Genomic DNA, 13,887 nt, shown 5'->3' with positions numbered 1-13,887 from the left:
AGGATAACGTGCTATACTAAGCATAACAGTTATACACATCTTGTTTTATATAGGAGAGGTTCATATTGAATAATCAGCAGTGGATCGCACCTGAGTACTACAATCTCACTTCGGAAATGGAACGTCATGCTCCGGAAAAGATTGCGCTTAAGTGGTTGAATGAACAAGGAGACTACGAGGAGATCACTTACGGAGATCTTCGCAAGCAAGCTAACCAGCTTGCCGGAGGGCTCGCAGCACTCGGCCTTCAGCAAGGGGATCGTGTTCTTGTAATGGTTCCCCGTCGAATCATCGCTTATGTCATCTATTTAGCATGTCTGAAGCTAGGACTTGCCATTATCCCTTCATCAGAAATGCTTCGCGCCAAGGATCTATCTTATCGTCTGCGGCATTCCGAAGCCAGAGCTGTTATTGCCTGGTCCGAGGTCACTGATGAAGTTAATAAAATCTCGGACGATCTGCCTGCTCTGGATTACCGTCTTTCCGTATCCGGCGACCCTGACGAGCTCGGTCATGGATGGCTAGATCTGGAAGGCCTAATGATTGATCAGCCAGATAAATTCACTGCAGTCGAAAGCCACCGCGACGATATGGCGATCTTGGCATATACCTCTGGAACAACTGGCAACCCTAAAGCAGTCGTTCACAGTCATGGCTGGGGTTATGCTCACTTACGTATCACATCGCCTCAATGGCTTGATATCAAAGAAACCGACACCGTTTGGGCAACAGCAGCACCGGGCTGGCAGAAGTGGATCTGGAGCCCCTTCCTAACCGTCCTTGGCAACGGGGCGACCGGCTTTGTATATAGTGGATCTTTTCATCCCAAAAAATATTTGCAGCTGTTACAAGATCACAACATCGAGGTATTATGCTGTACGCCAACCGAATATCGCTTGATGGCCAAATTAGAAAATCTCAATCAGTATGACTTGTCCCACCTTCGCTGCGCGGTTTCCGCTGGAGAGCCTTTGAATCAAGAGGTTATCAACACCTTCCAGCGGGAATTCAATATCACGATTCGTGATGGTTACGGTCAAACAGAAAGTACGCTTATTATCGGTACTCTCAAAGATACACCTATCCGAATAGGTTCTATGGGTAAGTCTATTGCTCCGGGTCTAATTGAAGTGGTAGATGAAGACGGCATTCCGTTACCTGCTGGAGTTGTTGGAGATATCGCAGTGCACCTAAGCATGCCAGCGTTATTTCATACCTATTACAAAGACCCTGGCAGAAAAGAAAGCTCTACTCACGGCGAGTTCTTCATAACTGGTGACCGGGCACGGAAAGATGAAGAGGGTTATTTCTGGTTCGAGGGCCGTGGAGATGACATTATCATTAGTTCGGGCTACACCATAGGTCCTTTCGAAGTAGAAGAAGCCCTTATGAAACATGCTTCGGTTAAGGAATGCGCGGTCGTAGCAAGTCCGGATGAAATCCGCGGACACATCGTTAAAGCTTTTATTGTACTAAAAGATGAGACCGCCGCTTCTCCAGAGCTTGTGAAGGAGCTGCAATCCCATGTTAAAGAGTGGACCGCTCCTTATAAATATCCACGCAAAATCGAGTTCATTCAAGATCTTCCGAAGACGACCTCCGGAAAAATACGGAGAGTAGAGCTTCGCGAGCAGGAGAAACGTGCTGCACAGGAGTAACATAACAGTAGATATTTAATATACAAAGAGCAGCTAGTCCGTAATAGGACTGCTGCTCTTCTTTATAGGGTATCAGCTTGTTACTCGGACCAATATTTCGCATCCGGGTTTAGAGCCGCGCCTACTTCGCCCTCTTTTACTAAATCGCAATCGAGGTAACCCTCTTCATCCAGGAAATAAACCTCCTGCTTGTAGAACTCACATAAAGTCTCCATGAACTTTTCAGGTGATTCATACATGACAATCAGATCCCCAAAATCATGCAGCAGGTCACATACACGTTCCACACCATCTGCAGATTTATAGTAACAAATGAAGTCGCTACCGTAGTTCGTTAAGATCGGCAAGATAACGCCATCCGCTTGATGGCCTTTTTCCTCCAATATTCCAGCTAAAATCTTCATCTCTGCTTCATATTCATTAATATGAATTAGACGATACCCTGGAATAAATTCGATCAGACTTGGTTCTTCTTCCTCACTGCTTGTACCCGAAACTGTGTTATAAATGGCCTTCAGCAGTTCAGGGGCTTCCGGAAAAATCGCCGTAATCTTCGCTTCATTATCACCCTTACCTAAGCTGGCAATATAGTCAGGACGTAAGTCAGCGGAAAGCTTGAGATATTCTTGAAATTGTTCTGTCAATTTGTTAGTTTGCATGTTGTCATCCTTTACTTGTTCGAGGAATTCCACATCTTCATCAGCCAAGCGTCAAAGTCAGCGCCCTTTTCGCCTTCGTAAATATCGTACACGTCGATTCTCATCTTCTTCAGTTTCTCTTTGAAATCTTCGTACGAATGATCTCTTGGCAAGCTCTTCTTGATTCTCAGGAGTATTTTGGATACGCCTTTTACTAGCTCCGGTTTATTCTTGGACGGTGCTTTAACATCTTCGCCGAATGCCTTCAGTTTAAGGTAAGCCGCTTCTTGAACTGTATATACAGGATCGCTCTCCATTAAACGCGTCAGGATATCGATAATTTGTTTGTGGTTAGTCTGTCCCAGTTCTTCAACAGCTTCTAGACGGGCTCTCCAATCCGCAGAGCGGTTGGCAGCTTTCTTTAATTCCTCGTAATTCTCCGGTAGTCCATTATTGTTCAGTTCTTCGATCATTCCGTTCAATCCCCTTCTATTCAAAACTATCTATCTAACATTAACAGTATAACCAACCATTGCGCAAGCTAAGAGAGGAAGATCTTTGCATGACCTTTTCCTTCAAACATATTTCCACAAAATTGGGGTAAAGTATTCGAAAGAAAGTGTCCCGCAACATTCTATATACTCTTTACGTTAGTTAACTAGAGAAACGTAGATCAAACACACCAAGGAGAGTGACCTAATTGAAAAAACATACCTTCATTCTAGCGTTAACTATTGTATTAAGTGTAATGCTTAGCGCCTGTTCCAGTAGTAACAATGAAGCCGTTATCGAAACCAATCTGACGCCGAAAGAAATGATCGACGAGATGCTCACAAAAGTGGAACAGCCTTCATTAATGGAAGTTGAAGAAGATATGGTGGCTCAGCTGTACCATCTAGCTCCATCATTACTTGAAGATTATAGCATTAGAATGCCAATGATGAATGTGAAAAGTAACGAAATTGCCATTTTAAAAGTTAAAGATGCAAAAGATATCTCTACTGTCGAAACCGCCGTCAAAGAGCGTGCAACTGATATTCAAAAGCAATTCGAACAATACCTTCCGGATCAGTATGAGAATGCCCAAAATTATAAGCTGGTCACAAAAGGCAATTACATCTTATTCGTGATTTCGGAGAGTGCTGATCAGCTGGCGACTGAATTTGATACCTTGTTTACTAAAAAATAATTAGCGATGGTATTCAGCAGCCTACTGTTCCTATTCCTGTTCCTGCCGGCTGTCCTTGCACTCTACTATGTTTCGCCTTGGCGAATCAAAAACCTCATATTGTTCTTAAGCAGTCTGGTGTTTTATGCTTGGGGCGAACCCGTCTACATTGTAATTATGTTGCTGTCCACCATTACGGATTACGGCTTTGGTCTACTTCTTAGTAGACCGAAGCTAACTAAGGTACAGCGCAAGTGGATTGTGGTTAGCTCTATGCTTATTAACCTGGGCTTATTGTCGTATTTCAAATATGCAGATTTTCTCATCCAAAATGTAAATGAACTCCTCGGTACTCATATCCCATTAACTGATTTACCACTACCTATTGGGATTTCGTTCTATACCTTTCAATCCATGTCGTACATCATTGACGTATACAGAGGAACTGCTAAAGCACAGCGAAATTGGATTGATTTCGGTACGTTTGTAGCCTTGTTCCCGCAATTAGTAGCCGGTCCTATCGTTCAATACAACACCATTGCAGAGCAATTACGAGCGCGTTCGGTGGATATCTCCATGTTCGCAGAGGGTGTACGAAGATTCATTATCGGACTTGCCAAAAAAGTGCTGCTTGCCAATAACATCGGTTTGCTCTGGCACACCATTTCCAGCTCCAATCTAGATTCTATACCTGCTTTAACCGCTTGGATTGGCATTATTGCATTTGCTTTTCAGATCTATTTTGATTTCAGTGGATATTCAGATATGGCGATTGGCCTCGGACTTATGTTCGGCTTCCGTTTTAACGAGAACTTCAACAAACCTTATATTTCACAGAGCATTACCGACTTCTGGCGGAGATGGCATATTTCCCTTAGCAGTTGGTTTCGTGACTACGTATATATCCCGCTTGGAGGCAACCGCCGGGGTTTAGGCATTCAAGTGCGCAATATCCTAGTCGTCTGGCTGTTGACGGGAATCTGGCACGGAGCAAGCTGGAATTTTTTACTCTGGGGATTATACTTTGGGATTATTCTTATCTTTGAAAAATGGTGGGGATTAAAGCTACTTAGCCGCCTACCGCGCTGGGTTAGGCATTTCTATGCCATTGTACTCATTCTCATCGGATGGGTCTTGTTCGCCTTTGAAGAACTTCCACTGGTACTTAGTTACTTGCAAGCGATGCTCGGCTTTAACGGTCAGCCATTGTGGAATACCACTACTTTATACTTTACTTACACAAACGCGATTCTACTTGTAGTACTAACTTTAGCATCTGTACCTTTGAAACTCTCCAAGCGTATGGATAATAGAACGATTCCTTCTCTGGTTTGGTATGGCGTGCTGTTCTTCCTATCTGTCGCGTACTTAGTGGATGCTACCTTTAACCCATTCTTATATTTCCGATTCTAGGGGGTGATTGTTTATGAAGCAGAGGACGGATCGAATACTAGTGGTGGGATTTGTCGCGACGCTGTTTCTGGTGGGTATAACCTTTTTCTTACTGCCTGTTCAACGTTTCTCCGAGTTAGAGAATCGATATTTGCAAAGTGCTCCCCATTTGACATGGGACAATTTATTATCCCACACCTACGCGGAAGAGGCGGAAAGCTTCGTAACCGATCATTTCCCTTTTCGCGCCAAATGGGTATGGGTGAAATCGGCGATGGAGCAAATGAGGTTGCAGCAAGAAAATAACGGAATATATAAGGGGAAAGACGGCTACTTATTCGAAAAATTCGAGGCACCTGATCACAATAAGGTTCAGCAATATGCAGCGGCTGTGAAGCGTTTTGCCGATAAAAATGCTGAAGCCAAAACGACCTTTCTGCTTGCGCCGACATCGGTAGGCTTGTACAACGAGCGTCTGCCCTGGTTAGCACCCGTATATTCGCAAGCCGAGGTGAATCAAACGATTGCTGAGGATGTAGGGGATAGCCTTACTTTTATAAATGGATTTGATGTTCTTGCTCCGCATGCCGCAGAGGACATTTATTATCGGACCGATCATCACTGGACAACCTACGGCGCTTATTTGGCTTACGTAGCTTATGCTAAAAGTATGGGATGGCAACCTCTGTCCCAGAGCGAATTCGAGATTGAGACGGTAAGCGATTCGTTCCTTGGAAGCTACCATACGCGGAGTCAATTTATCGGAGTGACGCCAGATTCCATTCAAATGTATAAGCCAGTTCATGATGTATCCACCAAGATGCATATTGTAGATACGGGTGAGAATTTAACAAGTATGTACGATCCAAGCTATCTGGAGAAAAAAGATAAATACTCTTATTTCCTAGGCGGCGTTCATGCCCTTATGAAAATCACAAGCCAGCTTGATCCAAAAGTGGTCAAACAGGAGAAGCTGCTCGTCATCAAGGACTCCTATGCGCATAGTGTCATCCCTTTTTTGACTCAGCATGTACCGGAAATCCACGTGATCGACATTCGTTATTATAACGGGAGTATCAGTGAGTACATTGCTCAGAATGATATTAAGGATGTATTGATGCTGTTTAACACAGCTACTTTTGTTGATAATTCGGCGATTTTAAAGCTTAATTGATGATATAGTGATGGATTAGGTGATGGCTATGGAGATAATACGATAAATCTGGTGATGGGACGTAACTGCGGGAATGTTTGGACTTTCGGTCGCTGTTGTCTCCAGATTTCTTTATTTATACCGTTTCTAACGGTTGAAATCCGGAGACAAAGGCGAACGCTCCGCTCCTACAGTTCCAAAATTCCCTCCGTTACTTTCCACCATATTTATGGGTTAAATATCAAGATCAAAAGCACCAAATAAACTACACGATTTTTCCAACTGCACTATGCCCCACCAAACAATAAATTAATTGCCATCTTCTAACACGTATGTCCTTATTACTGTATCACCATCAAATACATAAATCCTTTCGCAATCAATGCATCTCCATATATCATATCGGGGAAACGGTATTGTAACCGGGTCAATTGAATCTCCTAAATTTATAATTTTGTCCCATTCTCTATCTGTATAGACCCTTAATTCAACGTCATTGGGTGCATTTGAGTTTGAAAGTGCTTCACCACATTTACATTGTAATCTTGCCATTGACGCTCCTCCTTTTAAGGAATTGTGATAATTCCTTCACTCATCCAAATTTTCACCTTGTCGGGAATTGATCTGCATCTTCAACATCAAACCAAACACTAAAACTAATATACGAGTCCGCTAATGTGGCTTCATATTTGAGATCATTCTTAGCTAGAATCTCCGCGACAATAGACAGGCCAAGTCCAGTTCCGGAAATTTCTTTGTTTCGAGACTCCTCAATAACATAGAACGGGTCCCAGATATACGCTAGATGCTTCTCTTTTAGGCGCGTGGTTTTATTAGTGATGGTGAATTTCAAAGTGCCGTGGGTATCATTCGCTACTGAGATTCCAAAGACATTCTCTTCCCCATATTTAATGGCATTACTAATTAAGTTGTTGAATACAATTTCTATCTGGCTAATATCCTCTTCAACGATGGATTGTTCAACCGAATGGAAGTCGGTCTGTAACGTCAGGTTTTTATTTTTAAGCGTAATATTATATTGTGAGATCACTTTGAGCAGAAGCTCTTTAAGATCGAATTTTTCTTTATACACTTCGGTCTTTTGAATCTTGGACAGCTTAATTAAGTAATCTACCATATCCGAAGTGTATTTCACCTGCTCCAAAATGATATCGGTATACGTACCATCATCCAAATCGTCTTGAATGCCAATGGTATACGCCTGGATTAAGGATAACGGTGTTTTTACCTCGTGTGAAATGCTTGAGATCAGTGTGTTTAAGCTTTGATTTTTCTTTTCCAGCTCTGCATGGGCGCTTTTCAAACGCTGACTCATCTGGTTAATGCTTTTGGATAACTCTTCGATTTCATCCCCCGACTTAATCGTCACTTGTTTAAAATCAAGATTGGAGATATCCTTCGCTACATCCTGCAATTGCTCTAACGGAGTAATGATTTTCCTCGAAAAATAAGCCACTAACAGCAAGCTGATAATAATCCCCAAAAGAATAGAATAGAAGCTGAATTGATTTACGATGTTTAAAGCATCTGTATTATGCACAACCACAGTGCCGATGAGGATTAGACTGCCATCCTGCTCGTATATTTTCGTTAATAGACTGGACTTCAATTTCCCCTGATTAAATAATAGATTCACCGTTTTTCCTTCATTTACCTTTTGCAAAACTTCTTCCGTAATCCAAAACTTATTAAGTGCCACTTTATCTTTGTACAACGCAAATTGAATGTTCTCGTTGATTATTGTTGCGCTTCCGTTGTTCTCAACCCTAACTATCGTTACATTGTTATTGTTCTCGATCGCTGTTTCTTTCTCCATGAGCTGATCCAGACTGAGATCCTTTACTTCGTCATATATGTCGTTAATTTTGGTTTTCATTTTGTAAAGGTAATAATCAGACGAGAAAAAATTGTGCAATGAATAGGACGTCCCAAATACAATCAGCAGAATAATACTTACCATAATCAATAACTTCGTGCTTATTTTATTGATTTTTATCATGGAAGCTGTACCCCATTCCCCTGTGTGTAATTACGTGGTCAGCCCCAATCTTATCGCGTAATCTTTTGATATGTGTATCCACGGTTCTCTCTTCACCAAGATAATCCATCCCCCAAACGGAAGATAACAAAGAATCTCTGGACAAAATCCGCCCTTTATTCTCGTATAGGAAGGTTAGCAGTTCAAACTCTTTTTTATATAGGGACAGCTCCTCCCCATTCTTGAACACTTTTTTTCGCTCAAAATCAATTTCTAAGTCCCGTATAGCAGCTACTTTTTCGGTACCCAGCATTTTTTTGATTCTCAGCATTAAGATCCGTGGATCGAATGGTTTTCTTATATATTCATCTGCACCGATATCTAATGCGCTAAATTCATCGTCATAGGAAGATCGAGCGGTCAACATGACCACCTTAGCTAAACTAACCTGCTTGATTTCATTGCACACCTCAATCCCGCTTCGCTTAGGCATCATCCAATCCAGTACCACAAGGTCGATTTTATTCGAAAAAAAGAGCTCCAGCGCCTCCTCCCCATCCGCCGCTACCCAAACGTTATAGCCCTCTTTTTCGAAATAAGTCTTCAATATAGTGGTCATATGTTTCTCATCATCGGCAATTAGAATGTTCAAGTAGCATCATTTACTCCTTTCCTTCAAGTCCTTTCTTCAATACTTCCCATATCGGGCTATCGACTACTTTTCGAGGAGGCTGTTCGCCATTCTCTATCGCTTGCCAATATTCCCAGGTTGGGGGCTTACTTCCCAATTCATAATCCATACCGTCCCAAGTATCCTCGCGGAAAGCATAAAACGCCCAATGCCAGCCGAAATCATCAAAAATCGAAATTAAATCAGCCATGTATTGATCTGCACCTTTTACTAATCGATTCGTTCCAAACTCTTCTGCAACAATCCGATTTGCGGGGATGTTATGTTCCTTTGCCCACTGCGCAACAGGTTCCAGAAATTCCTTTAAGGCTTCCTTGTTAAAAGCTTTTTCCGTTTTATCTTCTCCGACTTTTATCGTTCCAGGATATTCATAGGTTAACCCTTTTTTCTTATTTTGACTGGTTAACTCGTAAGGCTCGTACATATGAAAAGCATACAACACATTCTCATCATCGATCGGTTTTAAATATTTAAAAGCCCAAGGTGTAGCATACAGCCCAGAATTTACGATAATTGGCGTCTTGGTATCTACGGTACGAATAGCGGTCACTATCGTCTCATATAAAAGATTCAAATCCGCAGGGGTATTCTCTACTGAGCTATACCATTCGCTGTAGTCCTGTGTCCAGAAGTCATTAAATCCCGTGGCGGTCTCTGGATGTGGCTCATTTATCAGGTTATAACCGATTACCGCAGGATGATCTTTCAACCGGCTTGCTAGATCTCTCCAAAACACTGCCGCTTGTTCATGATAACTGAAATCTTTCCATATCCGATCATCATTTTTGTAATTATTGAACTGTCTCCAGCGATCTCCGGGGAGACTGAGGACGGTCAGCACCACTTTGGAGCCCCGAGCTTCGGCTGCATCTAAGTCCGCTTTTAACTCGGCAAAATCCTCCTCAACAATCCCTTCATACTTATCTGCATTCCCTATTAGAAAATCTTTATCCGGGTTCGCATCCGGTTTGTCATTAAATAAATAGTCACTGTCTTTTGCCCATTTATCTGGTGCCAAACGAATGAATTCAATATTCTGCTCTTTGGCAGCATCATAGTTTTCCGGTAAAGATTTTGAATTCATGAAATTGGTTCCTGTTCTCTGGCCATCCCAGAAGGCTAACTTCTCATTCCTTTCTTTCGTTTCTTCCTTATTCTCTTCTTTCTTCAGTTCTGGATTGGCTAGCGGTGGTACCGAACTGCATCCGACAACCAACAATAAGATCAACACGATAAAAGCTTTAGAATTCTTCATTTTCTCACCTCGTAGCCTATCGTAGCGAATCTCTGTTACAAGAGTGTCACAAGGGGTGGAAATCAAACAACAGATCCAAAATTCGTTCATCCGCTTGGCGGTTCTTGCCTTTATAAGGATAACAATGAATATGAATCGCTGGATTAAAATTGATCTCAATAATGCTGTAATTGGTACCCTTCGCCTCTTCCCTAATATCATCAATCATCATGTCTACTCCACAAATAGTGGCTCCTGCAGCTTTAGCTGATTGAATGGCTAGATCTTTATAGCTGCCCGGAATCTCATCAGTAAAGTCTAAGCTATCTCCACCGGTACTAATATTCGAATTCTCCCGCAGGTAGATGATCTCATTCAATGGAGGGATATCGCTCCAAGTCATAGTGTGATTCTTTAAAAACATCTCTTCTGCTTCGCCAATCCGAATCTTCTCAAGCGGAGTTTTGTAGCCACGACCTCTTAGCGGATCCTTATTCTTTTCGTGGGCCAGCTCTTCAATCGTATGTACACCATCACCGACCACATTCGCCGGAACCCGGTGCAATACTCCGACTACTTCATCACCCATGACTAGAAAACGATATTCTTTCCCCGTCATAAATTCCTCAAGCAGCACTGTTCGATCATGCTCGAAGGCGATTTCGAAGGCTTTTTGATAATCTTCTTTGGAGAAATCATCTGTAAAAATAGTAATGCCGAGTCCAAAGTTGGTTGATTTGGGTTTGATCACTATTCGCTTATTACGATAAGTGCCATATGCATTCATTGCCGCTTCCAGATCTCCAAATGCCTCACCTGAGGGAACACGAATGCCTTGTTGTTTGAGAACTTCCTTCGTAACAATTTTATTCTCCATAATTAGTACCGTGCTGTAAGAATCCAGGGATGTCTTCGTAGCCTGCTTAACGTATTCTTTATGATCGCCTTTCGTAAGTACAACGAAGTTCTCTTCCCGATCGAGCAATTGGAACTTAATCCCACGTTTAACCGCTGCCTTCAGTAGAAGCTGTGTAGATAGCTCCAAATCCTCATATCCTACAAATCGGTATCCATTCGCAAGACTTTCCTTAGCATATTGTTTGGCTTTATTCAGATGATATTTAATAAAAGAGGATTGTTGAACTTCCGACTTCACAATCCCCGCAAAGCTCTGATCTGGATTTAGAATCTTATCCTTAGCCCCGTTCAGAACGTTCGAGAGCTGTTTATCCTCTGGGTTCAATAGCTGAATCATATCCTGCATTTCTTGCATACAAATTAAAGCCTTCTGTTCCATTGTCCCGCAAGAATCTCCGTAATCATGCAAACAGCCTTTGATCCCCTCCATGATCAATTGATCATGATTAAGATTCGCCATCTTCTGATCCTCTACTCCGAACGGTTCATCCTCTTTTAATAGCATATACAGGATAAACAGATGAATGAAAGTCATTGATTCTTTGCTAATTCCTATTTTATAGAGTGGATTGAGATCAATAAAACGAAGCTCCAAATAGGCAATCCCATCCTGCAGCAGCTCCTCTAACGGATGTTTACCTCTTGCCGTCTTCACTCTAACCGGGCTATAGAACTCTTTTACACTTAATAATTCTTCCGATTCAATCAACGCATGTAAATCATGTACATATTCCGTAAGCGAGTCAAAAGACACATAGAGAGGCTTTTCATTCCGATACCCGCATTCGCTATTTCGCAGTGAATTCATATTCAGATAATAGAAGCTTTTATCATCATCCGATTCACCACGTGCCACACATTGCTCCATATAAGTCTTATCAAAAACAGGACTAGCACCTGTTAAATAGATTAGAAGCCAGCGGTATCGCAATAGGTTGCGGGCTATTTTTAAATAGGTCGCATCTTTGAAATCTTTAAAACTCTCTTGTGGATCAGCGATATCATGAAGCTTTTTTAGAAATTGTTCATCAAAAGAGAAATTATAATGGATCCCACTCAGCAATTGTCTTTTACGACCATACTTATCGGCTAGCTGATGTCTATACTCGTCCTCTACCGGATTACCCATTTTGGCAATGGGAATGTCCTTATCATTCGGCAGCATGGGAGGATTACTACTCGGCCACAGATATTCTTCATTAAGCTCTAGCGACACAATATCCTGCAGTGCCTCCAGAAAGTTATAAGTCTCTTCAATAGAATCAAAAGAGGGTGTCACCATTTCAACCTGACTCTCTGAGAAATCCGTTTGAATATAGGGGTTCTCCAGCTTGTTTCCAAAGGCTTTTGGATGTGGTGTCAGCGCAAGTCTTCCCTCTGGATCCACTCTGACATTTTCTTTTTCCAGTCCAAATTCTCCGTGAAAAATCTCCTTATTCAAATGGTTATCCTTTAAAAGCTGTATGAGTTTACGATTTAATAAAGCCATTCCTACGCTCATCCTTTGCTTAGTAGTTTGCCTGCTGTTTATTCATTCTGAACAAAGATCTTCTAAACCAGAACACAAGAATAACACCCTTGAACACACTGCTTAGCGCAATCGACATCCACACCCCATTCAAGCCAAAAGGTTCGGATAAGAGTAAGGCTAGTGGAATTCGGAGTGCAGTAAATGAAATACTAAAGATCGGTGGGATGTGGGTTTGACCCATGCCGTTAAAAGCACCTACTGTCATCAATTCCATACACATGAATAATTGTGAGTAACCGATGATCCGCATATAATCTGCGCCCAATTCCAAACTTGTCTGGTCTGATAAGAACAATGAAAATAGCTGCTGCGGGAACGCAATAAATATAAGCGACACGATCACGCCAAAAATGGAGGTTAAAATTAAGGCCTGACGATACCCCTGCCCAATACGATCGAAGCGACGTGCTCCATAATTTTGACCAAAAAAGGCAGCAATAGCTCCCTGTAGTCCGCCAATGGTCATATAAGAAATGGATTCAATTTGGATTCCTACTTTTTGAACCGCAATAGCATCGGCTCCAAATCGTACAATGATCTTGGCAATGATGATCGATATGATCGTAAAGGTGACCCGTTGGATCGTTATTGGTAGCCCCATGCGGATGACTTCTTTCATTTGACGACTGTCCCACGCGGATGTGTTTGAAATGAGTTCTGACTTTCTTGTCTTCACGATAAAAAGAGCCGTAACCAAAATGTTCGCCGTTAATGTTGCAATAGCTGCCCCTGCTACTCCCCATCCTTCAAAACTGCCCCAGCCAAAAATCAAAAATGGATCAAGGACAATATTAACCATAAGACCAATGGAGAAGATCTGAAACGGTTGTTTACTATTTCCCATAGCGTTTAAGAGCGTTGCGAATAACGTATTCACGATGGAAAATACCGATCCAAATATCGAAATCACTAGAAATTGTCTAGCCATCCGCTCTACTTCATCACTCCCAAGATCAAAAAAACCAATCAACTGATTCTTAGTTAGTAGCACTAAACTCATATAGAGAAGTCCTAATAAAATAGACATCATAAATCCGTTCTTTATATAAGATTTAGCCTTCTCTAACTGACCAGATCCCATACAATGCGCCACCTTAATCCCTGTGCCGATCGTAACCATAGTCGATAAAGCAATCGCTAGATTAATGAAAAAACTCGCTGTACCAATCGCGGCAACCGGACCACTTCCTAATCTTCCAACCCAAATCATATCGACTAGACCATAAGTAGTAGAGATGAAATTCGTCGCAATAATCGGAAGCGTTAATTTCATTAAGGTAGGCATAATAGGACCCTGAGTCAAATCGTTTGTGTCCTTCAAGTCTAATTACACCTTCTTCATCTAATTTCAAATCCATTATATAACCATAAGCTTATATAAACAATTGATTATATTTGAACAATATTTTGAGTTCGGATTTTTCGGCGAAATGGCTATTGAAAACAACAAGAAGTTCGTTTACAATAAAACAAATAATAAGTTCTATATTTATCGAACTAGTAAT

General features: G+C 41.7%; 12 protein-coding genes. 4 read left to right on the top strand and 8 right to left on the bottom strand.

Features of this window, described 5'->3' with window-relative positions; all coding sequences use genetic code 11:
- Positions 1-62: 62 nt before the first annotated feature.
- Positions 63-1,658, top strand: a complete 1,596-nt coding sequence (gene mbcS / locus NYE25_RS24985) for an acyl-CoA synthetase MbcS (protein ID WP_076300318.1) — start codon at positions 63-65, stop codon at positions 1,656-1,658.
- An 80-nt stretch (positions 1,659-1,738) separates the two neighbouring features.
- Here mbcS and NYE25_RS24980 read toward each other — a convergent pair whose 3' ends face one another.
- Both NYE25_RS24980 and NYE25_RS24975 read right to left on the bottom strand, forming a co-directional pair.
- Complete coding sequence (locus NYE25_RS24980) at positions 1,739-2,317, bottom strand: hypothetical protein (RefSeq protein WP_341147114.1); 579 nt, start codon at positions 2,315-2,317, stop codon at positions 1,739-1,741.
- 11 nt (positions 2,318-2,328) lie between these two features.
- Positions 2,329-2,769, bottom strand: coding sequence for a HEAT repeat domain-containing protein (locus NYE25_RS24975; protein WP_042184977.1), 441 nt, complete (start codon positions 2,767-2,769; stop codon positions 2,329-2,331).
- A gap of 227 nt (positions 2,770-2,996) precedes the next feature.
- Here NYE25_RS24975 and NYE25_RS24970 point away from each other — a divergent pair, with 227 nt between their 5' ends.
- The 3 genes from NYE25_RS24970 to NYE25_RS24960 are packed head-to-tail and all read left to right on the top strand — an operon-like array spanning position 2,997 to position 6,030.
- Positions 2,997-3,485: a DUF4358 domain-containing protein gene (locus NYE25_RS24970; RefSeq protein ID WP_341147113.1), complete on the top strand. Its 489-nt coding sequence runs from the start codon at positions 2,997-2,999 to the stop codon at positions 3,483-3,485.
- 6 nt (positions 3,486-3,491) lie between these two features.
- Positions 3,492-4,877, top strand: a complete 1,386-nt coding sequence (locus NYE25_RS24965) for an MBOAT family O-acyltransferase (RefSeq protein WP_341147112.1) — start codon at positions 3,492-3,494, stop codon at positions 4,875-4,877.
- Positions 4,878-4,890: 13 nt separating this feature from the next.
- Positions 4,891-6,030 carry a DHHW family protein gene (locus tag NYE25_RS24960; RefSeq protein ID WP_341147111.1) on the top strand — a complete coding sequence of 380 codons (1,140 nt, stop codon included), beginning with the start codon at positions 4,891-4,893 and terminating at the stop codon, positions 6,028-6,030.
- 288 nt (positions 6,031-6,318) lie between these two features.
- Here the strand turns inward: NYE25_RS24960 and NYE25_RS24955 are convergent, their stop codons facing one another.
- The 6 genes from NYE25_RS24955 to NYE25_RS24930 are packed head-to-tail and all read right to left on the bottom strand — an operon-like array spanning position 6,319 to position 13,703.
- Complete coding sequence (locus tag NYE25_RS24955; protein ID WP_341147110.1) at positions 6,319-6,561, bottom strand: hypothetical protein; 243 nt, start codon at positions 6,559-6,561, stop codon at positions 6,319-6,321.
- A 52-nt stretch (positions 6,562-6,613) separates the two neighbouring features.
- Positions 6,614-8,029 carry a sensor histidine kinase gene (locus NYE25_RS24950; protein WP_341147109.1) on the bottom strand — a complete coding sequence of 472 codons (1,416 nt, stop codon included), beginning with the start codon at positions 8,027-8,029 and terminating at the stop codon, positions 6,614-6,616.
- Complete coding sequence (locus tag NYE25_RS24945) at positions 8,013-8,660, bottom strand: response regulator transcription factor (RefSeq protein WP_341147108.1); 648 nt, start codon at positions 8,658-8,660, stop codon at positions 8,013-8,015. Before NYE25_RS24945 ends, NYE25_RS24950 begins: the two co-directional genes overlap by 17 nt.
- A 10-nt stretch (positions 8,661-8,670) precedes the next feature.
- Positions 8,671-9,954, bottom strand: coding sequence for a glycoside hydrolase family 5 protein (locus tag NYE25_RS24940; protein ID WP_341147107.1), 1,284 nt, complete (start codon positions 9,952-9,954; stop codon positions 8,671-8,673).
- Positions 9,955-10,000: 46 nt separating this feature from the next.
- Positions 10,001-12,340, bottom strand: coding sequence for a bifunctional glutamate--cysteine ligase GshA/glutathione synthetase GshB (gene gshAB, locus NYE25_RS24935; protein WP_341147106.1), 2,340 nt, complete (start codon positions 12,338-12,340; stop codon positions 10,001-10,003).
- 19 nt (positions 12,341-12,359) lie between these two features.
- The gene (locus tag NYE25_RS24930) at positions 12,360-13,703 is read right to left on the bottom strand and encodes an MATE family efflux transporter (protein ID WP_341126204.1); all 1,344 of its coding nucleotides are present in this window, start codon (positions 13,701-13,703) and stop codon (positions 12,360-12,362) included.
- Positions 13,704-13,887 lie beyond the last annotated feature (184 nt).

The organism is Paenibacillus sp. FSL E2-8871, assembly GCF_038000345.1.
In the GTDB taxonomy this organism is placed as follows: Bacteria; Bacillota; Bacilli; order Paenibacillales; family Paenibacillaceae; genus Paenibacillus_AQ.
This window is presented reverse-complemented; position numbering and strand designations above follow the sequence as displayed.